This is a genomic window from Pectobacterium versatile (assembly GCF_003932035.1).
GTDB lineage: Bacteria > Pseudomonadota > Gammaproteobacteria > Enterobacterales > Enterobacteriaceae > Pectobacterium > Pectobacterium versatile.
Genome location: NZ_CP034276.1, coordinates 728,869 through 753,245, shown reverse-complemented (window position 1 = coordinate 753,245; position 24,377 = coordinate 728,869). Strand labels below are relative to the sequence as shown.

16 protein-coding genes are annotated in these 24,377 nt (G+C 53.3%); 5 read left to right on the top strand and 11 right to left on the bottom strand.

What is annotated here, in order from left to right:
- Positions 1-33: 33 nt before the first annotated feature.
- Positions 34-4,260: a sulfite reductase subunit alpha gene (locus EIP93_RS03450; RefSeq protein ID WP_125232274.1), complete on the bottom strand. Its 4,227-nt coding sequence runs from the start codon at positions 4,258-4,260 to the stop codon at positions 34-36.
- A 698-nt stretch (positions 4,261-4,958) separates the two neighbouring features.
- Here EIP93_RS03450 and EIP93_RS03440 point away from each other — a divergent pair.
- Positions 4,959-6,347 carry a glycoside hydrolase family 1 protein gene (locus EIP93_RS03440; protein ID WP_125232273.1) on the top strand — a complete coding sequence of 463 codons (1,389 nt, stop codon included), beginning with the start codon at positions 4,959-4,961 and terminating at the stop codon, positions 6,345-6,347.
- Positions 6,348-6,421: 74 nt separating this feature from the next.
- On the opposite strand, the gene EIP93_RS03435 is transcribed toward EIP93_RS03440, so the two are convergent.
- The 7 genes from EIP93_RS03435 to EIP93_RS03405 form a co-directional block, all read right to left on the bottom strand.
- Complete coding sequence (locus EIP93_RS03435; protein WP_125232272.1) at positions 6,422-8,080, bottom strand: sulfatase family protein; 1,659 nt, start codon at positions 8,078-8,080, stop codon at positions 6,422-6,424.
- A 56-nt stretch (positions 8,081-8,136) separates the two neighbouring features.
- Entirely contained in the window at positions 8,137-9,360 is a 1,224-nt protein-coding gene (locus EIP93_RS03430; protein WP_125232271.1) for an anaerobic sulfatase maturase, read from the bottom strand.
- A 24-nt stretch (positions 9,361-9,384) separates the two neighbouring features.
- Positions 9,385-11,301, bottom strand: coding sequence for a beta-glucoside-specific PTS transporter subunit IIABC (locus EIP93_RS03425; protein WP_125232270.1), 1,917 nt, complete (start codon positions 11,299-11,301; stop codon positions 9,385-9,387).
- 319 nt (positions 11,302-11,620) lie between these two features.
- The gene (gene copM, locus EIP93_RS03420) at positions 11,621-11,980 is read right to left on the bottom strand and encodes a CopM family metallochaperone (RefSeq protein ID WP_010298889.1); all 360 of its coding nucleotides are present in this window, start codon (positions 11,978-11,980) and stop codon (positions 11,621-11,623) included.
- A gap of 71 nt (positions 11,981-12,051) precedes the next feature.
- On the bottom strand, positions 12,052-13,521 hold the full coding sequence (locus tag EIP93_RS03415; RefSeq protein ID WP_116587055.1) for a GGDEF domain-containing protein: 1,470 nt from the start codon (positions 13,519-13,521) through the stop codon (positions 12,052-12,054).
- Between the two features lie 209 nt (positions 13,522-13,730).
- The gene (spy, locus tag EIP93_RS03410) at positions 13,731-14,219 is read right to left on the bottom strand and encodes an ATP-independent periplasmic protein-refolding chaperone Spy (RefSeq protein WP_103972022.1); all 489 of its coding nucleotides are present in this window, start codon (positions 14,217-14,219) and stop codon (positions 13,731-13,733) included.
- A gap of 227 nt (positions 14,220-14,446) precedes the next feature.
- A complete protein-coding gene (locus EIP93_RS03405; protein WP_125232269.1) occupies positions 14,447-14,743 on the bottom strand; it encodes a hypothetical protein in 297 nt (98 codons plus the stop codon).
- 215 nt (positions 14,744-14,958) lie between these two features.
- Between EIP93_RS03405 and EIP93_RS03400 the strand changes: the two genes are divergently transcribed.
- Positions 14,959-16,983 carry an NADPH-dependent 2,4-dienoyl-CoA reductase gene (locus EIP93_RS03400; RefSeq protein ID WP_107332282.1) on the top strand — a complete coding sequence of 675 codons (2,025 nt, stop codon included), beginning with the start codon at positions 14,959-14,961 and terminating at the stop codon, positions 16,981-16,983.
- A gap of 141 nt (positions 16,984-17,124) precedes the next feature.
- Here the strand turns inward: EIP93_RS03400 and rlmG are convergent, their stop codons facing one another.
- Positions 17,125-18,264, bottom strand: coding sequence for a 23S rRNA (guanine(1835)-N(2))-methyltransferase RlmG (gene rlmG, locus EIP93_RS03395; RefSeq protein WP_125232268.1), 1,140 nt, complete (start codon positions 18,262-18,264; stop codon positions 17,125-17,127).
- Between the two features lie 161 nt (positions 18,265-18,425).
- Here rlmG and EIP93_RS03390 point away from each other — a divergent pair, with 161 nt between their 5' ends.
- From EIP93_RS03390 to sstT, 3 genes are all read left to right on the top strand, one after another.
- Entirely contained in the window at positions 18,426-19,424 is a 999-nt protein-coding gene (locus EIP93_RS03390) for a Gfo/Idh/MocA family protein (protein ID WP_116361842.1), read from the top strand.
- Positions 19,425-19,677: 253 nt separating this feature from the next.
- Entirely contained in the window at positions 19,678-20,631 is a 954-nt protein-coding gene (locus EIP93_RS03385; RefSeq protein WP_010282967.1) for a TerC family protein, read from the top strand.
- Between the two features lie 308 nt (positions 20,632-20,939).
- Positions 20,940-22,187, top strand: coding sequence for a serine/threonine transporter SstT (sstT, locus tag EIP93_RS03380; protein WP_103972019.1), 1,248 nt, complete (start codon positions 20,940-20,942; stop codon positions 22,185-22,187).
- Between the two features lie 71 nt (positions 22,188-22,258).
- Here sstT and EIP93_RS03375 read toward each other — a convergent pair whose 3' ends face one another.
- Both EIP93_RS03375 and EIP93_RS03370 read right to left on the bottom strand, forming a co-directional pair.
- On the bottom strand, positions 22,259-22,789 hold the full coding sequence (locus EIP93_RS03375; RefSeq protein ID WP_014914081.1) for a YgjV family protein: 531 nt from the start codon (positions 22,787-22,789) through the stop codon (positions 22,259-22,261).
- A gap of 89 nt (positions 22,790-22,878) precedes the next feature.
- Positions 22,879-24,369, bottom strand: coding sequence for a UxaA family hydrolase (locus EIP93_RS03370; protein WP_103861470.1), 1,491 nt, complete (start codon positions 24,367-24,369; stop codon positions 22,879-22,881).
- Positions 24,370-24,377 lie beyond the last annotated feature (8 nt).

Sequence of the window (24,377 nt, the reverse complement as noted above, 5' to 3'; positions counted from 1 at the left end):
GCGCTTGATAACAGCAAAAAATCACTAGCAAACTCAGTACACATCGCGGACATAGCGTTTGTCCTGTGCCATTTTTGCAATATAGGCCGCCGCATCTTCACTACTCATGTTCCCGTGAACCTGCACAACCTGCCAAAGCGCCGAGTCCACATCCTTCGCCATACGGCTGGCGTCACCACACACGTAGAAATGCGCGCCCTTCTCTAACCAGCGCCATAGCTCGGCCCCCTGCTCACACATGCGGTGCTGGACATAAATTTTCTCACGTTGGTCACGCGAAAAAGCCGTATCAAACCGATGCAGGTAACCCTCGCGTTGCAGTTTCTCCAACTCCTCACGATAGTAAAAATCTGTCGCGGCACGCTGCTCGCCAAAGAACAGCCAATTTTTACCTTGCGCCCCTGTCGCCCGCCGCTCTTGCAGAAAAGCCCGGAAAGGTGCGATCCCCGTGCCCGCCCCAACCATGATGATTGGCGTATCTGGGCGTTTTGGCGTACGAAAATGAGCTGATTTTTGGATGAAGATAGGCACGGCAACCGACCCTGCTGCGCGGTCAGCCAGAAAGGTTGAACACACGCCGCCCCGCGGTTTACCCTCAGCACCATAGCGCACCGTCGACACGGTCAGATGAATCTGGTGCGGCGTGACTTTCGGGCTGGACGAAATCGAGTACAAACGTGGCTGCATACGTTTAAGCACGCGCAACCATTCGTCAGCCTGAACCTGTATCGGAAAATCCTGTAGCAAATCGACAGTCTGCCGTCCCCACAGCCACTGTTTGAGTTCTTCTTTACGTTCCTCTTTCAGCAGGTCAGCCAGCGCAGCATGACCCGAGCGTGCGCTGACAAACTGCAAGATCTCCGGCGTGATACGGGCAATCTCGAAATACTGGGACAACGCCTCGGCAAGCGCCATATCACCCTTATCTTTGACGGTCACGACGGTAGAAGCCGAGAGTTTGAGGGCAGAAAGCATATCGCTCACTAACTCAGGGCAGTTAGTCGGCCAGATGCCAAGCGCGTCCCCCGCTTCGTAGCTCACATCGCTGCCTGAAATATCAAAGGCGAATTGCCGGGTCTCTTTTTCCGCTCCCAGCGCATTAAGCAACTGGTTGACGACAAGGCGTGCGGGCAGAGGCGCATTTCGACTAAAGGTAGGCAGCGAAGCCGCAGGTGCCGTCGTGCATGTTTCATTTCCGTCAGCCAGTACCGCCGTCGCGGGCGTAGCAACCTTGCTTGCCATTGGCGTATGCGCTCCCGCGAGAGCGTTGACCATGCTGTCTAGCCAGGCTTTCGCCGCATCCTGATAGTCAGGCTCACAGTCGATTCGTGCTGACAGACGCTGCGCGCCCAGCGCCTCCAGCCGTGCATCAAGCCGGCGGCCAAAACCGCAAAACTGATCGTAGTTTGAATCACCGAATGCCAGCACGGAAAACGACACGTCAGCCAGTCTAGGTGCAGTCTCCGCCTCTAATGCCGTCCAGAAATGGGTGCCATTGTCGGGAGGGTCGCCGTCGCCAAACGTGCTGGCGATGAAGAGCACACGCGGCATCGCAGGCAGATTGGTACTGTTGAAGCTGTCCATATCGGACAAGGTAACGGTATGCCCTTCAGCCTTCAGACGTTCGGCGCACTGTGCCGCGAAACCTTCCGCATTGCCGGTCGACGACGCCCATAAAATCAAAATAGGGGGTTGTGATGGCACAGTTGCGGCCACCACATTGGGAGAAGAAGCGGGTAGCAACGTTATACCGTCACTGGGTAGCCAAGTGCGGGCAAAAAGCCCCGCCAGCATGCCGTCGAGCATCAGGCGTCTGGAAGGTTCCAGTGGTGCCGTGGCGGGCAGGACAGGCACGCCACCAGCCAGTCTTGATGCATCAGTACGCAAAGCTGCAATATAACCTTGCAGATAGTGTTGTTCGGGCGCGCTGAGTGTCATCGCCGGCGCGGCATCAAGGCCAAGTAGCGTGGCCAGCGCATCAATGTGTTTCATGTCGAGTTCCTTGATGTCGTTGTTCGGCGTACTCGCCTTGGCCTGTTCCGATACGGGAACAGCCACTGGGTGGCTCTCCCGCTCCGGAGAAATCCGCGCTGAGGGTTCAGCGATCCGCGTCAGCGCCACCGCAGAGATCTTGAATTCAGGCTGCTGGGAAATCGGGTCAATGGCATCGCTGGTGACGGCGTTAATCGCCAGATCGTCACCAAAGACGTCATTCCAGTGAAAGGGAGCAAAGCAGTTACCGGGGCGAACCCGATTGGTCACCACGGCGGGGAGTACCGCACGCCCACGGCGCGACCGGATCTCCACACGATCCTTATCCTGAATACCGAGCGCAATGGCATCTTCGGGATGCACTTCGATAAAAGGCCCAGGATTTAGCTTGTTGAGCGTCGGAATTTTTCCGGTTTTCGTCATCGTGTGCCACTGGTGCTGCAAGCGGCCGGTATTCAGTACAAACTGAAAGTCATCATCCGGCATTTCGGCGGGCGACATATGCGGTCGGGGGAGGAATATCCCTTTACCACTTTCGGTCGCAAAAACGAGGCGTGGCTGGGTGCCGTCCGGCAGGTCTTTACGCGTCTGGCTCACGCCGTCATTGAGGTAGCGAATGGGGTGACGATCTTGCTTATCCTCAGGGGGACAGGGCCACTGTAAGGGAGCCTGCCGTAAGCGTTCATAGCTGGCGCCACGAATATCGTATCCCGTCTTCGGGTTCCAGAACTGTTTAATTTCTTCAAACACCTCGGATGCCGAGCCGTAGCTAAACCCTTGCTCATAGCCCATCTCGCAGGCGACGCTGGCGATGATTTGCCAATCGGCCATCGCCTCACCGGGCGGTTCAACGGCCTTTTGCATCAGCGTCAAATTTCGCTCGGAGTTAATCATCACGCCTTCAGCCTCAGCCCACAGTGCGCCGGGCAGCAGGATATCGGCATAGCGGTTGGTCTCGGTATCGAGAAACGCATCTTGTGTGATAACAAGTTCGGCGGCTTGCAGCCCCGCGATCACATTCTTGCGGTTGGGAACCGTAGCCACCGGATTCGTACAGATGATCCAGCACGCTTTGATCTTGCCCGCCATCATGTCTTCAAACATGGCGACGGTGCCGCCGCCGAGATCCGTGCGCAGTGTTCCAGCAGGAACACCCCAGAGTGCCTCAATGGCTGCCCGATCCTTCTCCACCAGCACAGAACGTTGCCCCGGTAATCCCATCCCCATATAGCCCATTTCACGCCCGCCCATCGCATTGGGCTGCCCCGTCAGGGAAAACGGGCCGCTTCCCGTGCGACAAATCGAGCCAGTGGCTAAATGCAGGTTGCAGATCGCATTAGTATTCCAGGTGCCATGCGTGCTTTGGTTAAGCCCCATCGTCCAGCAACTCATCCACTCCGCCGCCGTACCAATCCACTCCGCCGCCTTGCGGATATCCGCCTCTGGCAGCCCGGTGATCTCCGCGACTTTCTCTGGGGGATAGTCGTCAAGGAATTCAGGCATCGCCTCCCACCCTTCGGTGAACTCGGCGATAAAAGCGGGATCGGTGTGCCCATTCTGGACAAGCAGATACAGCAGGCCGTTGAGCAGAGCCAAATCCGTGCTGGGCTTGATTTGCAGGAACAGGTTCGCTTTGTCCGCCGTAGCATTACGCCGTGGGTCAACCACGATGAGCTTAGCCCCTGCCTTGACGCGGTCCATCATGCGCAGGAAAAGGATCGGGTGACAGTCGGCCATGTTCGCGCCAATGACGAAAAAGACATCAGCGTGGTCAAAGTCTTGATAGGAGCCCGGCGGCCCGTCCGATCCCAAAGAGAGCTTGTAGCCGCTACCCGCACTGGCCATACACAGACGGGAGTTTGACTCTATGTTATTCGTACCGATAAAACCCTTAACGAGCTTATTCGCCAGATATTGAGATTCCAGCGACATCTGACCGGAGACGTAAAGCGACACCGCATCGGGGCCGTGGGTATCAATAATAGCCCGTAACCGTCGCGCGGTTTCCTTGATGGCTTTCCCCATATCAACCCTGACCGACTCGTGCTGACGATCTGCCCGCAGGTAGGCGTTCTCCAGCCGTCCTGATTCAGCAAGAGCCTGACCACTGGTGTTGCCCTTGGTACACAGTCGACCAAAGTTGGTGGGATGCGTCTTGTCACCTGATACCTTGATCACACGATTATCTTTTACTTCCATCACCACACCGCAACCGACCCCACAGTAAGGGCAAACACTCTTTACACACGCTGAGGATTTGGCATCCATGACTGACTCCCGTAAGGACTGAGTTGCAACAGCCGCGCAAAACAAGGGCTGCACCGAGCGAATTCAGGCATAAAAAATTTCCGGGAGAAATTTTTAACGTTGCGTTAGCAACGGCCCATAAGGGTGGCGGCCAGGGATGGCACGCCATAAAAAAACGTCCACAGAACCCTGCTCTCGCCTTGATGCGAAAAGCATGATTGTGTGGACGCCATTGTCCTGACCGAGGCTTTGCTCACCGTTGAGGCAAAGCGACGGAATCGCTATAAGGTTGAGAAGCAAGTTGCGTGCCACCGTTATGCACAGCCAGATATAACGTGGGAGAGGGGAAGCTAGGGCATTTTTTGCCGCGTAGCTGCATCACGGTGGTGCAGAATCAGAGGGCAGCCGTTCACTTCTGGTTCATCTGCTACTTCATGTTATTTATTGTGGCCGGTAGATCATTACTGAGCGTTCTACCGGCTTAATAGAGATGTCGTGACCGAAGTCACATAACCAAACGGGGGCATTGCCGCAGAGATTCAGGATTGTATAGTGTACTAACAAGACGTTACCGCCAATGGCGGGCGAGACTTGGGCAGAGGTGAGTAGCACTACTCTCTTCTGCCCAAGTTTTTTTTTGCCTGTCATCCGGTAGTTCCCTGTGCGGAAACAGCGTCCGGCGCAGCGTAATGATGTAGAAAACGATAAGGAGAAATACCATGAAAGCATTCCCCGACGGATTTTTATGGGGCGGTTCAGTTGCAGCAAACCAGGTCGAAGGCGCATGGAATGAAGACGGTAAAGGCGTATCCACCTCCGATCTTCAGCTAAAGGGCGTGCATGGTCCGGTAACAGAGCGCGATGAGAGCACGAGCTGCATCAAAGATCGGGCAATCGATTTTTATCATCAATACCCGCAGGATATTCAGCTGTTCGCCGAAATGGGGTTCAAGGTGTTGCGCACCTCCATCGCCTGGACGCGCATTTATCCCGAAGGCGACGAAGCAGAGCCTTGCGAAGCCGGTTTGGCCTTCTACGATCGCCTGTTTGATGAAATGGCGAAGCATCAGATTCAGCCGCTGATTACGCTGTCGCACTATGAAATGCCGTACGGCCTGGTGAAAAAGCTGGGAGGCTGGGGCAACCGTGCCGTCATCGACCATTTTGAGAAGTATTCGCGTACCGTTTTCAGCCGCTACAAAGACAAAGTGAAGCACTGGCTGACCTTCAATGAAATCAACATGGCGCTGCACTCACCTTTTACGGGTATCGGGCTGAGCGGCGAGCCTACGAAGCAAGAGATTTATCAGGCTATCCACCACCAGTTGGTTGCCAGCGCACGCGCGGTAAAAGCCTGCCACGAGATCATCCCCGATGCCAAAATTGGCAACATGCTGCTGGGCGCGGTGCGCTACCCCATGACCTGCCACCCGAAAGATGTGCTGGAAGCACAGAGCAAGAACCGTGAATGGCTGTTCTTCGGTGATGTTCAGGTGCGCGGCACCTATCCAGCCTGGATTCAGCGCTATTTCCGCGAAAATGGCGTCGAACTCACCATTACCGCACAGGACAAAGACGATCTAAGCCACACCGTGGACTTTGTCTCGTTCAGCTATTACATGAGCGGCTGCGCAACTTTCGAGCCGGAAAAATATCAATCTTCACGCGGCAATATCATCCGCCTGATTCCTAACCCGCATCTTGAAGCGTCCGAATGGGGCTGGCAGATCGACCCCGAAGGCCTGCGCTTCCTGCTGAATGAGCTGTATGACCGCTATCAGAAGCCACTGTTCATCGTGGAAAACGGGCTGGGTGCACGCGACGTGGTGGAAGACGATGGCAGCATTCACGACAGCTACCGCATTGATTACCTGCGTCGCCATCTGGTTCAGGTACGTGAAGCCATTGACGATGGCGTTGAGCTGCTGGGCTACACCAGTTGGGGGCCGATCGATCTGGTCAGTGCGGGTACGGCACAGATGTCAAAACGCTACGGCTTTATTCATGTCGATCGCGATGATGAAGGCAAAGGCACGCTGGAACGTCGGCGCAAAGACAGCTTCTACTGGTATCAGGATGTGATTAACAGCAACGGGAAGTCGTTGTAATCAGCTAGAAAATTAAACGATAGAAAAAATCAGACGGCGTGCTCATACATCGCCGTCTGATTTATTGCAGTGGATTATTTATCCATTAATTCTTTCAGTAGCGGCTCGCTCTTTTTCACCGCGTCGTTCGAGGCTTTCACCTTCGCTTCTTTACCGACCTGATCGGGGATAAACCCGGCGAGAATCTCCTCGTGGTTGTACCCTTTCAGCCATTCGCGCGGGAACGGCGCTAACTGCTCGCCAGCGCCTTCATGACGATAAACCTGCCCTTGCCCTGTACGCTGGTTATACGGGATCACGTTTTTCCCCTGTCGATCCTTCAGCTCTTCATACAGCTTTTTGCGCAGCGCGATTTTGACATTCACGATCTTCTCATCGGTAGCATCGATCAGGTTGTGCTTCTCTTCCCGATCGTTCTGCATGTCGTAGAGTTCTTCTTTATCCCACACGCCGTAATATTGGATGTATTTGTATTCCGGCGTCCGGATCGCAAACGTGGTTGGCGTCTGCGGGAAGCTGTATTCCCAGAAGTATTCATAGACGAAGTAGTCTTTACGCTTCGGCACGGTATAACCATCCAGCCCCAGACGCCAGAAGCTCTGCCCGTCATAATGCTGCGGTGCGGCAACACCTGCGGCTTCCAGAATGGTTGGCGCCACGTCGATGTTTCTGACGATGTCTTCTACCACTTTGTCTTTGGCGAATCCCGGCCCCGAGGCAATCAGCGGCACGCGGATCGACTCTTCATAGGCATTACGCTTATCGATCAGCCCATGTTCGCCGAACATGAAGCCGTTATCCCCCATCACCATAATAATGGTGTTCTTATCCAGCCCCTGTTTTTGTAGCCAGTCACGCACGCGCCCTACGCTGTCATCCACCGAGCGCAGCGTTTCATAGTAGTCGCGCTGGTACTGCTGAAGATCCATATCCGTGTTATAGGGGTAATCCACGCCGTGCCAGCTGTTGCGCTGGTTCTTCACCCACATCGGCTTGCCGGCATAGTTTTCCGGCGTATCGGCATAAGTATCCGGCACTGGGAAGGTCACCTCTTTCATGCTGCCACGGTGGCGCTTGGCAGGCAGGAAATCGGAGTGCACGCCTTTATGCGACAGATACATCATGAACGGCTTTTTCTTATCGAGCGTGTTCAGCCAGTCCACGGCGTAATCCGTTAGCTCATCGGTGATGTAGCCTTTTTGCGGCACCATCTTGCCATCGATATTGAGCATGGTCGGCTTGCCATAGTTATCAATTGGATAATAACTGCCTTGCCCCAGCAGCCCTACCCAACGATCGAAGCCAGCGAAACCTTTCGTGGCCGTTTTATCCGCGCCGCCGAAATGCCATTTGCCAAAGAAACCGGTCTGATAGCCGTTGTCGCGCAGCAGTTCCGGGAAGTAATTCAGGTGAGAGAGATCGGACGGATTGTTATCCGATACCCCATGATTATGCACGTACATCCCCGTCAGGATGCTGGCACGACTAGGGGAGCACAGCGAAGTCGTCACGAACGCGTTCTTAAAATACGTCCCTTCCCTGGCGATGCTATCCATATTCGGCGTGTGAATAGCTGAATTCAGGAAGCCGAATGCGTCGTAACGCTGATCGTCAAGAATGATATAAACCACGTTGGGTTGCTTGCCATCAGCCGACGGCACCGTCGCAGAAGGGGAAGCCGCCGCTTGCATACAGGCCAGCGTAATCGCGGCCAGAAGTCTGTTTTTTTTCATCGTTCTTCCTTTTATGCCATCCCTTCCCAGAGCACTCGAAGAGTATTCGGCATCGGTTAATAAAACTCTGCTTTTATATTCCTTCTTATTTTCTTCATCGATTCCTGGCGTCCCAATTGAGAGAGCAAGGCATTCATGCGTGGTAAAACATGAAATAGGTGCGTTTTAAAACCATCACAGAAATAGTTTTTATTCGGTCGCCCATCGCTGGAAATTTCAAATCGATGCTTCGGGCAGCCGCCATGACAAACCGCTTTCACTTCACAGTTCAGGCAATCTTTGCTGATGTTTTTTCGCTTATTTTCGCCAAAGGCGAGGTTTTGCGGCGAATTCACCAGCGACGCCAGATCGTCCTGATTAATATTGCCGAGCTTATTTTCGGGATAAACAAAATGGTCGCAGGAATACACGTCGCCATTCGCTTCAACAATCAGATTACCGCCACAGGTTTCATTGATGATGCAGGCGCTAAGCTGTCCGGTCATTTTGGTCAGCGTTTGTTCGAAGTTCATGACAAACACATTGCCCAGATCGTGCTGAACCCAATGGTCAAAGATCGTATTCAGGAAACGGCCATACGCTTTGGCGGGCACTGACCACTCCGTCACACTACACTGGCCCGAAAAGTCCGGTTGAATCAGCACCAGTCCGTTGTCATCCGGCTGAGCCGCGCGGCGCTCCACCAGCGGAATGAACTGCATGTAGCGGCTGCCGATGCGTTTAAGAAACTGGTAGACATCCAGCGGGCGTTTCACATTTTCCGCATTCACCACCGTCAGGGTATTAAACTCGACCCGATGACGCTTCAGTGCCTCCAGCCCCTTCATCACGTCATCAAAGGTGCTTTTCCCTGCCCGCGTGAGGCGATGCGCATCATTGCTGATGCGGTCACCGTCAATCGACAATCCCACCAGGAACTGGTTCTCTTTCAGGAAACGCGCCCAGTCGTCATCAATGTTGGTGCCATTGGTCTGAAAGAAATTATTGATCTGCTTGGTGCCACAGTATTGGTTCTGCAACCGCACCGCTTCGCGGAAGAAATCGATGCCCAACAGCGTCGGTTCCCCCCCTTGCCACGGAAAATCAACAACGGGTGCCTGCTGGCTGCTGATGTTCTTGCGCACATAGTTTTCCAGCGTGTCGCCATTCATCTTCCAGCGGCTCTTCCGCTCGGGATACAGATGCGCCTTCTCCAGATAAAAACAGTATGAGCAATCGATATTGCACACGGATCCTGAAGGCTTGGCCATCAACTGAAAATTGGCAATAGATTGACTCATTGGCACCTCGACTTAATTTACCGATTACGCCAGCGCGATGATCGTCTCTCCGGCCTGCTGCTGACGTGCCGCGCCAAGGCTGAATACGCGATATTCTTCCGCATTCGTAATAACCATTGGCGTCACGGTATCGTAGCCCGCCTTCTGGATTGCTTCCAAATCAAACTCCAGTAGCAGTTGGCCTTTTTGCACCTTGTCACCTTCTTCAACGTGCATCTGATAATGCTGGCCTTCCAGTTGTACCGTGTTGATGCCGACATGGATCAGAATCTCCGCACCGCCCTGCGAAAGAATGCCGACGGCATGGCCACTCGCGAACGTGCTGGCAATCACGCCATCCACCGGCGAATAGATGCGCCCTTCCTGCGGCAGAATGGCGACACCCTGCCCGACGACGCCGGAAGAGAACACCTTGTCATTTACCTCTTCCAGCGAGATCAGTTCACCTTTTGCTGGCGATCCCAGCTGTTCAGCCGTTTCAGGTGCGTCTTTCAACGGCAGAGGCACAGCATTCGCGTGCTGACGTGATGCCGGCGCAGCAGGTGTCGCTGCTGGAGAGTGCGTTGGCACTGGCGCTTTTTCAGCAGGCGGTACGGGATCGTCAAAACCAACAATGATGGTCAGTACAAAACTCACCGCGAAGGCGATAGCGCAACCGATGAGGAACCCAACAAAACCTTCGCCGTAGAAAATCGGCAGCGTCAACAAGCCGGGCATCCCCATAGAGACCGCAGAGCTTTTCGCATAGCCGACGATAGCGCCCCCGATTGCAGCGGCGATCACCGCGCAGATAAACGGTTTTTTCAGCTTCAGCGTCACGCCATAAACACCGGGTTCCGTGATGCCAAACAGCGATGCGATAAACGTACTACCCGCCAGCGCTTTGAGCTTTTTATCTTTGGTACGCACCATGACGCCTAGCAGTGCACCGGACTGGGCAAAGACCGACGGGCTGGAGGCGGCTTTAAGGTAGCTGTGCCCCATGACGGAGAGATCGTTGATGAACACGGTCACAAATCCCCAGTGAACGCCAAAGATCACCAAGATCTGCCATGACGCCGCCATCAACGCCCCGGCAAGAATAGGATTGAACTCATAGATACTGACGAACACCGACGCAATGAGCTTACTGGCTGAAATGCCAATCGGCCCGATGGTCATCAGCGTGAGTGGCACCATCAGCACCAGCAGGAAGAACGGCGTCAGGATATTGCGCACGCTTTCGTGAATATGGCGATTCAGGAAACGCTCGATATATGACATCAGCCACACGCTGAAGATAATCGGGATCACCGAGGAGGTGTATTTCATCATTACAACGGGCAGACCGAAAAACGTCACGGGTTGACCGGCGTCGAACAACCCCTGAATCGTGGGATAAACCAGTGCGCCAGCAACCGACACGGCCACAAAAATGTTGGTTTCGAATTTACGCGCAGCGGTAATCGCCAACAACATCGGCAGGAAGTAGAACAGGCTGTCAGACGCCGCGTGCAGGATGACATAGGTACTTTCTTTGGTATTCAGCCACCCGAGCGCAATCACAATAGACAACGCGCCTTTCAGCACCCCTGCTGCCGCCATCGCCCCCAGCAATGGGGTAAAGATCCCAGCAACCAGATCGATCAGCCGTCCCATCGCAGACGTTGATGCCTCACTTTCCGCCGTCTGGCGTTTCCCGTCGCCGTCCTCCAGCAGTCTGGAGATCGAACCAAAAGCGCGGTACACCTCCGGCACTCGATTCCCGATCACCACCTGCAATTGCCCTGAAGCATTGATGACCGTAATGACGCCATCCAGCGCCTCAAGCGCAGCCACATCCACTTTACCGTGATCAACAATCTTAAAGCGCAAGCGTGTTGCACAATGCACCAGAGTAGAAACGTTGGTTTCCCCTCCGACTAACTCCAGAATACTTTCAGCGAGCACTTTGCTATTCATAATGACTTCCCGTTTCGTCAATGGCTGCAACTGCCTGATACACGTCATCCCGCTTGTTGTCCGCTGGCCAGCTGGAAAATAAGCAAAAAAAAACCTGGATAAAGCAGCGTGCTATACGCTGCTTTATCCAGGTCTCGCCCAGAAGATTCTGGTGACGTCCTTTCCTGTTTTCTAACAAGTTAACGCGGAGAAAGCTATCTCCACGTTTTATTCTGTGAAAACAGTCACTAAATTTTTACCAATCAGGCAAAGCTGCCCAATCCACGGCGTGATAAAAGCAAAATGACGCCTCTCAAAAGAAGCGCCATCGGAAAATGGACTATTTGCCCTGCTTCTTCAGCCAAGCTTCCATTTGGTCGATCTCTGGCTGTTGCGCTTTAATAATCTCTTCCGCCAGCTTGCGCAATTCCGGATCTTTGCCGTATTGCAACTCCGTCTTCGCCATATCAATCGCGCCACGGTGGTGGGCAATCATCCCTTTGGCGAAAGCAATATCAGGGTCGCTGGACTGCATCCCTTCCATCATCTCGCTATGCATCGCATCCATCCCTTTTTTATACGCCTGCTGGGAGGACGACGCGTCGTTTGCAGAACCATGGCCGCTATGCGCGCTGTCGGCCGCAAACGAGAGAAACGGAACCAGCAACGCTGCCGTTAATAACAAATGGACTTTCTTCATCACAACCTCTCAATCAGTCACAGTACGTTTTGAGGGTAGACGTTCCAGTAAGGGGAAGGTCAAGGGAAGATTCAAGCCTCCTCGACCAGACGCATGCAGACACGGTTACGCCCCTGCGCCTTCGCTTTATACAGCTGCTCGTCCGCCAGCCCGATCAGATCGTAAATATTACCACCCTCATACTGGGCAAACACGGCAACACCAATACTGGTCGTAAAATGGATTTCCCGCCCATCGGACAGCGTAAGCGCCGTGGATTCCGTAAGATGCCGCAGCGCTTCGGCCATCGCCTCAGACTGCTCAGCCGTCAGGTCATAAGCCGCAATGACAAATTCTTCACCACCCCAGCGGCAAAGAATGTCGCTCGGCCGAATAGTGGTGCTCAGCATACGGGCAAAGCTGGCGATCAGTTCATCACCGCAGGCATGGCCGTAGGTATCGTTGACCTGCTTAAAATAATCGATATCCAGAAAGAGCAGCGTTAATTGGCGCTTTTTCTTATACCCCGGCGCACTCTGCTTCCCATTCAACATGCTGAGAAACGCCCGACGATTGAAGGTATTAGTGAGCGCATCCTTCCGGCTGCCGCTTTCAATGATTTTAATCAGTCGCCGGTTCATCGAGACAAAATGAGAGACGCTTAACATCGCCATAATTAGCATCGCGATATTCAGCCGCGCCGTGGTCAGAAACGAATTAATGTACGCTTCGGAATTCGAATCGATGAGTATACCGACCTGATTAATATAGAGATAATTCAGTATTACGCCGGTAATCGCACAGAGCAACGACATGATCGGGAAAGAATAATTGAACGCACACAGCGTAAGCGGAATAACGGACAGCGTAATCAGGCTGGCATCCAGAAAAAGCAGGCTCACTAATAAGAAAATGATGAAGACCAGAAAGGGAAAGATATTTTCTCTGATGTTCTTAGGGCACAGCGGAATATTCCGTAACGCCCGCAGGATGTCTTTACCGCGCAGGAAAAAGAACGCGAGGATAATGCCGGTTCCCAGTTGCTCGCTGAACCAGTCCATAAACTCGGCATAGCGGTTCCCCGTATCGTAGACATACGCATAGAACCCATACGCCACGCCGGATAAGAACGCGCCGACAAACGTCGAAGCGAAAATAATATAGACGTAATATTTGCTGAATTTCTCAAAGGTCGACCACTTTCCGGTAAACCGACACAGCAGGCAAAAGGCGCACCAGGCCGTCACCACAAAGACTATATTGCACAAACATAATAGCACTTTGGTTTTTAACGGTGAGTTATTGTCCATCAGTAACGCAGCCGACAGCATCGCGGCATAACCCACTAAAAAACCGATACAGATAGAGAGCGTTTTACCTTTTATCGTCCCTTTTCTGGCTCTGAAACTAATCATGAGGCAAAAAACCAGAATGTTGGCGGGCCAAAACAGCGATAGCTCATCCAACACCCGAAACCGAAATCCCAGACAACTCACTATCAGGGTGGTCAGAAACAGAAACGGCATGAATTTTATAGTTTTCAACGTCAAATCGTGATTCATCTGTCCTTTACCGCCCACTGTCCAATCATTTCATCTGCTCTCTCCGCGTGAGAATAGCATTAATCATTTCCCTACTCACAGTGTGATGGGAGAGGGAAAATAAATAAAAAAACCACCGGACCGAAGCATTACCCGTGAGGTAATACGTCAATCCGGTGGTCTACTGACTTGGGTATTTTAGCTATCGCGCCGATTCATGAAATAACGAGTTATTCCGCAGGAACGGGCTTGCCGTCAGGTTTTTGCGGTTGAGTCAGTCGCTTTTCAAAGTTGTCGTTGTACTGCTTCTTCTGTTCTGGCGTCAGAACGTTGTAAATTTTGTTTTTGGTTTCTAGTCCGTTAAGCATTCTGGCCTTGTGCGCTGCGTCGGCTTTATCCAACTGTGCCTGTGCTTTTGCGGCATCAAACGTATCGGAGGCGACCAGGCTATGCATATCGCGGCGGTCATCCTGCATCGCTTTGTGCATTTTCTCGCGGGAATCTTTCATGATGTCTTTAATTTGCTGTTTCTGCGCTTCCGTCAAATTCAGCTCCTTAAACATCGCATCCGGCCCCATCATGCCACGATGCTCCCGACTCTCTTTCATCATCATCTTGTGTTCCGGGCCAGGACCTTTCGGGGCATCATTAGCATGCGCGATACCTGCCGCGCCCAATGCTAAAGAAGAAGCAACCAGCATTGCAGTAAGTTTACGCATATTCTATTCCTCTCTCTGAATTGACTTGTCGACGGCGAGTGCCGTGCTACGAGAGAAAGTATAGGCCCGACACCTTCAGTTAATTAGAGCAAGGGTAAATCTCTGCAAGTGTCGGCTCCACATTTGCGGCAATTATGGAGAATGAGGAGGAATTGTGTAAGGAAGTGGAAGCATTACGTTAACGAAATAGGGCGTTAACGACACATCGTATTAATACTGCGGCGCGATTACCGCAGTGAACGTCTAAAGGCGCTAGCGTCTTGTGCCAACCCATCAAGATGGGCATGAACGATCTTCATTTTCTGAATCAGTGGATTGCGTTCCGGCGAACTATCCATCGCGCTCAACTGCGCAGAGAGCCGTTCAATCTGCGCACAAAGGTAAGCATCACGCTCTTTCACCTGAAGTAACTGCTGCTGGAGGGACTGATGTTCCTGCCGCCACATCTGCTGCTGACGCTGAACGCTTTGCTCTAACGCCTGAAGCGCGCTATCCAGCCGATATTCCAACTCTTCCACCCGCATAACGATACCTTTGCCTAATAAACTCGCGGATTATAATGTCACACGCCCCCGACAACAAACACTCCAGCGCACGATCCCTTGTCTGCACACGCTTCTCCCTATGGTTAGCAATGACATCAATCACAATAAATAAACATAAATTTCACAACTCCCTCAATTACCGCTAGATTGAACACCATAACTCATCAGACCAGTTAACTTCACCGGAGAGTGCAATGACTGCCTACCCCACGCTGCTTTCCCCACTCGATCTTGGCTTCACGACGTTAAAGAACCGCGTAGTGATGGGATCTATGCATACCGGTCTGGAAGAACACCCGGACGGCACCGAAAGGCTGGCGGCATTTTACCGCGAACGGGCGCAGGGCGGCGTTGGCCTGATTGTTACTGGCGGCATTGCGCCAAACGCCAAAGGGGCTGTCGCCAAGGGCGGCGCAACCCTGCATGACAAGGAGCAGTTGGCGCATCATCAGGTACTGACGCAGGCGGTACACGACGCAGGCGGGAAAATCGCGCTGCAAATTCTCCACGCCGGACGCTACAGCTATCAGCCTGATCCAGTCGCGCCATCGGCTATTCAGGCACCGATTAACCGCTTTTCGCCACGAGAAATGAGTACGCAGGATATTGTGCAAACCATCAACGACTTTGCCCGTTGCGCCGCGCTGGCGCAGCAGGCCGGTTACGATGGCGTGGAAATCATGGGGTCGGAAGGCTACCTGATTAATCAGTTTCTGGTGACGCACACCAACCATCGCGATGACGAATGGGGCGGCGATTTTCAGCGCCGCAGCCGCTTCGCACTTGAGATTGTTCGCGCCGTGCGGGAGCGAACAGGGCCGAACTTCATTCTGATTTATCGTTTATCCATGCTCGACCTGATAGAAGAAGGCTCAAGCTGGCAAGAAATTGTGCAACTGGCGCAGGCGATTGAACAGGCAGGTGCGACGCTCATCAATACAGGTATCGGTTGGCATGAAGCGCGCATTCCGACTATCGCCACGCTGGTGCCGCGCGGTGCCTTCGGCTGGGTGACGAAGAAGCTGATGGGGAAAGTCCGCATCCCGCTGATTACCACCAACCGCATCAACGATCCCGGCGTGGCCGAACAACTGCTGGCCGAAGGCTGTGCTGACATGGTGTCGATGGCTCGCCCTTTTCTCGCCGATGCGGAACTGGTGGCAAAAGCGCAATCGGGACGTGCCGATGAAATCAATACCTGCATCGGCTGCAATCAGGCCTGCCTCGATCAGATTTTCGCTGGCAAGATCACGTCCTGTCTGGTCAACCCGCGCGCCTGCCACGAAACCGAACTGCCTATCCAACCCGCCAGAGTCGGTAAACGCTTTGCGGTAGTCGGCGCGGGGCCTGCTGGCATGGCTTTTGCCGTCAACGCCGCCGCACGCGGCCATCAGGTCACGCTGTTTGAATCGTCTTCCTATATCGGCGGACAGTTTAATATTGCCAAACAGATACCCGGCAAAGCGGAATTTTATGAAACGCTGCGCTACTACCGTCGGCAGCTAGAATTGCTCGGCGTCACACTTCGCCTGAGCACGCAGGCAACCGCCGCCGATTTACTCGGTTTTGATGACGTGATTCTGGCCTGTGGCATCGTGCCGCGTATCCCCGCGATTACAGGCATCGATCACCCTAGTGTGCTGAGCTATCTGGACGTGCTGCGCGACAAAAAGCCTGTCGGCAAGCGGGTAGCCATTATCGGCGCAGGCGGTATCGGTTTTGATACCGCGCACTATCTTCTTCACAACAACGATCTTCTGAAAAACGAGCATCACGGCAGTTTTTATGCGGAATGGGGAATCGATAAACAATTGCAGCACCGGGGTGGCCTGCTGCCTCATCAACCTAGCGAGCTTCCCCATCAGCGAGACATTACGTTATTACAGCGAAAATCCGGCAAGCCCGGTGAAAATCTGGGGAAAACGACAGGCTGGATACACCGCACTACGCTGCTGCGCCACGGCGTGACAATGCTGGGCGGCGTGGAATATCACCATATTGATGATGAGGGACTGCACATCATCCACGACCAACAACAACGCTGTTTGCCAGTGGATAACATCATTATCTGTGCCGGTCAGGAACCCAACCGTAAGCTGTATGACCCTTTACTGGCTGCTGGATGTCACGTTCATCTGATTGGCGGTGCCGATGTGGCGCAGGAGCTGGACGCTCGCCGGGCGATCGATCAGGCCACCCGGCTGGCGTTAACGCTGTAGTTTATACCCGTCATACTTCAAGTTGCATGTGCGTTGGCTGCGTTCACTCACCCGAATCACTTACCTGAGTAAGCTCATCGGGATTCCTTCGCTTGCCGCCTGCCTGAAACTCGAATTATTTAGGGTATAGACAAATTCAGCTTAGCGGGACGATCCCGTTTTAACCGCACGCAGTACCGCGAACTTCGTGTTGCTGGCGAGGGTTTCACAGTTACCGAATAGACGCTTCAACTTGTGGAAATAATCCAGATGGCGATTCCCCACGATGCGCAGTTCTCCACCAACCTGAAGGCAGCGGCGGGCATCCATAAACATCTGCCAGGCAATTTCATCGGTCACTGCCTGCTGTTGATGGAAAGGCGGATTACACAGCACCACCTGCAACGTATCGCGCCTAACGCGAGCTAATCCGTGGTTCACCACAAAGCTACAGCGCTCAATATCCTGCGGGCGGTTGACTTCAACGTTGACCTGGCTTGATGCCACCGCCATGTAGGATTCATCAAAGAAGCCGACAGTGGCTTCTGGGTTGGCTTCCAGCGCCGCCAGCCCAATAACGCCATTACCGCAGCCGAGATCGATGATCTTACCGTCTATCTGTTCCGGCAAATGCTGCATAAAGAAACGTGCGCCGATATCCAACCCATTACGCGAATACACGTTGGCATGGTTTTGAATGCGATAGCCGTACCCATCCAGCTCCCACTCAGTAGTAAGTGACTGCTCACTGACTTTTAGTTCCGCCCACTCACAGTGAACCAGACGCGCCTTTTTCCAGGCTAGCGAGGTTTTCGTCGGCCCCATCACGCGTTCAAACAGTTGCAGTGTAGAGGTATGAATATCCCGAGCCTTCGCCCCGGCGATGATGCGCGTTTGCGGCGTAACGACCTTACGCAACATTCTCAACTGGTGTTCCAGCAGCGCGATCGTTTTCGGTATCTTTATCACCACCAGCGCGGGCGCAGCGGGTAGTTCCGCCATGCTATCCAACAGCGTTACTGCATCGGCATCATAACCGTTCAGTTCCAGATTATGTCGTGTCGCCAGTTGGCTGAGATAAGAGTCACTGATACTGACGGGCGATTGCGCCTGTAAACCGCAGGCCAGCGCACCAAACGTATCATTGAAAATCAGGCGCGGGCCCGGCGCGATTTCCATGCTAGCCAGTTCACGCAGCAGATATTCATCTGCGGCATCCCACGCCTGTAGCGCCGAGTTTTCAGCGACCTGAGGGTAACGCACCAACGTCAGGTTGCACGTTTCCAATTCGAGTTGGCTCATTAGCCTCTCCTGCATCATAAAATTTGCGCTGTTTATCCCTTAAAATAGCCCATCAGTAAATGCTTTTCTCTGCCAGAACGGGAAATGATTGACGTTGCCTTGTCATTTCACCGTGATAATCTGCATAGTCATCCCCCATACCTTCAGGATACCAAACGCTTATGATTCGCTTCGCCATTGTCGGAACCAGTTGGATCACCCGTCAGTTTGTTGATGCCGCCCATGAAACCGGCAAACTGAAGCTCACCGCCATCTATTCCCGAACGGCAGAAAAAGCGCAGCCGTTTCAAGCCGATTACATGGTGGATACGCTTTTTGACTCACTGGAAACCATGGCGAAATCCGACCTTATCGACGCGGTGTATCTGGCCAGCCCGAATTCCCTGCATTGCGAACAGGCTCTGCTTTTCCTGAGCCACGGCAAGCACGTCATCTGTGAAAAACCGCTGGCTTCCAACCGCTATGAAGTCGAGCAAATGATAGCCTGCGCCAGAGAAAATCAAGTTGTGCTGTTTGAGGCGTTCAAAACCGCCAGCCTGCCCAACTTTAGCGTGGTACAGCAGGCACTGCCGAAAGTCGGTAGGTTGCGTAAAGTGGTGCTGAGTTACTGCCAGTATTCCTCACGTTACCCTCTCTATCTGGCAGGTGAGAACCCCAACACGTTCAATCCGGCGTTCTCCAACGGTTCCATCATGGATATCGGCTATTACTGTCTGGCCTTCGCCGTAGCGCTGTGGGGCGAACCATGCACCACGCAGGCCAGCGCGACACTGCTGGAAAGCGGCGTCGACGCACATGGCAGCATCATCCTGAATTACGGCGATTTCGATGTGACCATCGTCCACTCCAAAGTCAGCCACTCCGCTATTCCCAGCGAAATTCAAGGGGAAGACGGTTCGCTGGTGATTGAAAAAGTGTCCGAATGCCATAATGTGAAATTCATTCCGCGTGAAGGCAAGCAGTTGGATCTCAGCCAGCCACAGCATATCAACAGCATGCTGTACGAAGCTGAAGCCTTTGCCACGCTGGTGAACAATAACAACATTAACCATGCGGAACTGGCGCGCTCACGCACCGTCGCAGGGCTGCTGACGGAAATTCGCCGCCAAACGGGTGTCGTGTTTCCTGCCGATGCCGCGACGCCGGGAAATGCGGAGTAAGACAGCGATAATTATTTGACCAGGATCATCTTTTCACCTATCTTCTGTCAGGCAAAGGGGAGTAACTTTTCCGCCGGTCAGCCGTCATTACGATGCTTTACGCATCCGGTTACCGGGCAACCTTGATGAGACAGCTTCATTAATGTTGTAAGTGAGACCTTGCCGGAAGGCGAGGTGCATCTGCAGCTTTAATAACAAGCGGCCAGCGTCCTTCCGATGTTGGCCGTTTTTGTTTCTATTTAAGGATCTTGCTATGCACACCATCGGAACGCCATGGTTATGGGGCAGCTTCGCTGCCATTGTTATAGTGATGCTGGCCATCGACCTGCTCTATCAAGGGCGCAAAGGGTCGACGGTAATGACGTTCAAACAGGCTGCAGTCTGGTCTATCATCTGGGTCACGCTCTCTCTGCTGTTCAATGCCGGTTTCTGGTGGTATCTGGATGGCACGATGGGTCGCGAGGTTGCCAACGCCCAGTCGCTGGCCTTCCTGACCGGCTATTTGATCGAGAAAGCGCTTGCCGTCGATAACGTCTTCGTCTGGCTGATGCTATTCGGCTACTTCGCCGTTCCCCCGCAATACCAACGTCGCGTGCTGATTTACGGCGTGCTGGGTGCCATCGTTCTCAGAACGCTGATGGTGTTTGGCGGCAGTTGGCTCGTCACGCAGTTCCAGTGGCTACTCTACGTGTTCGGCGCGTTCCTGTTGTTCACCGGTCTTAAAATGGCGCTGGCGAAAGAAGATGGCGGCGCGATAGGCGACAAGCCGCTGGTGCGCTGGCTGCGTAGCCGTCTGCGTATGACGGATAGCATTGAGAATGAAAAATTCTTCGTCCGTCGTAACGGTATTCTGTATGCCACGCCGCTGTTTTTGGTGCTGATTATGGTTGAAATCAGTGACGTGATTTTCGCCGTCGACAGTATCCCGGCTATTTTCGCCGTCACGACCGATCCCTTTATCGTACTGACGTCAAACCTGTTCGCTATTCTGGGCCTGCGTGCGATGTACTTCCTGCTGGCTGGCGTGGCTGAACGCTTCTCACTGTTGAAATATGGCCTGGCCGTCATCCTGATCTTCATTGGTACCAAGATGATGCTCATCGACATTTTCCATATTCCGGTGGCGATTTCTCTGGGCGTCGTTGCCAGCATTCTGGTCATCACTATGCTGATCAATGTCTGGGTGAACAAACGCGCTGAGCGTTAATCCTTTCCCTCTCCTCTCCGCACGGTTCCAACGGTGCGGAGAGCATTTTCCTCATTCACACGTTTCTACACTCACACATTTCGACACTCGCCCTACGGAAAAATCAGCGCTGCGCAACGGCCCGCAGGGTGACGGACAAGGATGTTCGTCATAAAAAACCACATCATCGCTTTTCTCAACAACAAATTTTCATATACTGATACGCGCAAACACATATCGTTACGGAAAGACAAAGTCACCCGGCACAAGCCAGAGGTGCCAACTCCGTACAAACAACCACTTAGCGGAACGGTTATCCCGTCAAAATTATGGCAACTCAACACTCTCGTTTTTTGCAGTACATTACCCACGGCAGCCTGGTTAAACAAATTCTTCTGGGGCTTGCGGCTGGTATTATTCTGGCTTCACTGTCCACACAGGCTGCACTGGCGGCTGGCTTATTGGGAACGCTGTTCGTCGGCGCATTGAAAGCCGTCGCCCCCATTCTGGTTTTGATGCTGGTCATGGCATCTATCGCCAACCACCAACAAGGGCAGAAAACCAATATCCGCCCGATCCTGTATCTCTACCTCATCGGCACCTTCTCTGCGGCCTTCATTGCCGTCGTGTTGAGTATCACGTTTCCCTCTACGCTAGCACTGAGTGCGCAAGCTACTGACATCACACCACCGTCAGGGATTGTCGAAGTATTAAAAGGCCTGTTGATGAGTGTTGTCGCTAACCCGATTCACGCTCTGCTCAATGCCAACTACATCGGTATTCTGGTGTGGGCTGTAGGTCTGGGGTTAGCTTTCCGTCATGGGTCAGCTTCCACAAAGAACCTGATCAGCGATGCATCTCATGCCGTAACAGCTATCGTGCGTGTCGTGATCCGCTTCGCACCGCTGGGGATCTTTGGTCTGGTCGCCTCAACGCTGGCGGAAACTGGCTTCGGTGCACTGTGGGGCTACGCCCACCTGCTGATGGTGTTGATCGGTGGTATGTTGCTGGTTGCGCTGGTGATCAACCCGCTGATCGTCTACTGGAAGATTCGCAGTAACCCTTATCCGCTGGTGCTGCGCTGTCTGCGTGAAAGCGGCGTGACCGCCTTCTTTACCCGTAGCTCTGCCGCCAACATTCCGGTGAATATGGAACTGTGCCGCAAATTAAACCTGAATGAAGATAGCTACTCAGTCGCCATTCCGCTGGGTGCGACCATTAATATGGCGGGTGCAGCTATTACGGTCACTGTTTTAACACTGGCGGCCGTTCATACGCTAGGGATTGAAGTGGATATCGCTACCGCATTATTACTGAGCGTGGTGGCATCTATCTGTGCCTGTGGCGCATCGGGTGTGGCGGGTGGCTCACTGCTGTTGATCCCGCTTGCGTGCAGCATGTTCGGTATCTCCAATGATATCGCCATGCAGGTGGTTGCGGTTGGCTTCATCATCGGCGTCTTGCAGGACTCGGCAGAAACCGCAGTGAACTCCTCAACGGACGTGATGTTCATCGCCGCCGTGTGCCACGCGGAAGACGCTAAGCTGGCGGAAAAAGAGCGCTTGAATTTGCTGTAACTGATTAGGGTTGATTATCAGGCCGCTCGCTTAAAAACGAGCGGCGTTAAAGTGACGAGAAACACCCGAAATTACGCTTTGTTCTCTACGCTAAAAGGATCGATACCGCGCTGCTGCATGCGCCAGAAGCGGATGATGTTAAAGCCGTTCATCAGCAGGAAACTGCCTTCGATCAGCGACCCACCAATCGAGCCCAGCCAGATATTATGCGCGACCCAGCAGGCGGTTGAGCACCACATCACGCAGCGCGTCGTCAGCCCAGAAGTACGGAACAGCGCCCAGGTACTGGCGACGGTACCCGCGATCGGCAGCAATTCCATCGCATGGTTCATGCCCGACAAACCAAAGAGCAGCGTCAGTGAGATAAAGACAAACATCACAAGGATGTTGTGTGTTTTCAGTGAAATAAGCGTACGTGCCGAGTTCAACAATGCGCTGGCACCTGCCGCATTTGCCCCCATCAGGAAGAAATGTAGACCAATGACGGCGCTGTATGCCGAGAGCTGTATTTTGAATTTTTGATCGTTACGGTTGAAAAACATGGTGATACCGACCAGAAATGCCAGTACACCAACAGACTGGGCAATCCAATAATGTGTCATGATCCCTGCCTCTAAAAAGTTGTGGCGAAAAAAAACGGCGCCATTATAAAAATGAAACGCCGTTTTATTTTAATTGGAATGAATGTAATTTACAACGTCACGCCGCTCTTAAATATCGCTAATTCACGGAAGTCGTTCACTTCATTCTTAGTACGCTTGCCGTCAGCAATCTCGACAATCAGCTCCACGAACTGGCTCAACAGTTCATCCATCGGCATGTCGTGGATCAGACGTCCCGCATCGAAATCAATCCAATGTGGTTTCTTCTTCGCCAGTTCGCTGTTGGTCGCCAGTTTTACGGTAGGCACGAATCCACCGTAAGGCGTACCGCGCCCGGTACTGAACAACACCATGTGGCAACCGGCACCCGCCAGCGCGCTGGTTGCGACGGCATCATTCCCCGGTGCACTGAGCAAGTTGAGCCCTGGGGTATGTAAGCGCTCACCATATTTCAGCACGTCCACCACCTTGCTCTGTCCGGCTTTTTGCGTACAGCCCAGTGATTTCTCTTCCAGCGTGGTGATCCCCCCCGCTTTGTTACCCGGCGATGGATTCTCGTAGATCGGCTGGTTATGCGCGATGAAGTACTGTTTGAAGTCGTTCACCATGTGCACGGTTTTCTCAAACGTGGCTTCGTCACGGCAACGGCTCATCAGAATACGTTCCGCACCGAACATTTCCGGCACTTCGGTCAGCACGGTGGTGCCACCGTTTTCAATCAGATAGTCGGAGAAACGGCCTAATAGCGGGTTAGCAGTAATACCGGATAACCCATCAGAGCCACCGCATTCCAGACCAAACTTCAGCTCGCTCAGCTTACCCGGCTCGCGTTTGTCATGGCGCATCGCCTCATACAGCGTATGCAGACGCTCCAGACCGGCTTCGACTTCGTCGTCCTGCTGCTGGCACACCATGAACGTCACGCGATCGGAATCAAAATCGCCCAGCGTCGTACGGAAGGCGTCAACCTGATTGTTCTCACAGCCCAGACCGATCACCAGTACGGCACCCGCATTCGGGTGACGCACCATGTTTTGCAGCATCGTACGGGTGTTTTCGTGATCCTGACCGAGCTGTGAGCAGCCGAAGGTATGGCTGAACAGGTAAACGCCGTCGATCCCTTCCGCATCGTTGGTTTCTTTCAGGAAACGCTGCTGAATCTGGCGGGCAATCCCGTTCACGCAGCCGACGGTAGGCAGGATCCACAGTTCATTACGGATACCGACATCGCCATTTTGGCGGCGATAGAGCTGCACATCCCGATCGCCCATCTGCGGCGGCAGTTCGAGAAATTCAGGTTCATACTGGTATTCATCCAGATCGCTCAGATTGGTTTTCGCATTCTGGGAATGGATGTGTTCTCCAGGAGCAATAGACACCAACGCATGGCCGATCGGCAGGCCATACTTGGTAATCATTTCTCCCGGTGCGATGGTTTCCAGCGCGAACTTATGTCCGCGCACGACAGGTTGCTGAAGTGTCACCGTATGGCTATCCACCGACACCGTTTCGCCTTGCTCGACATCACGCAGGGCGACAGCCACATTGTCCAGAGAATGAATTTTTATAATACTTTGCATGGATAACC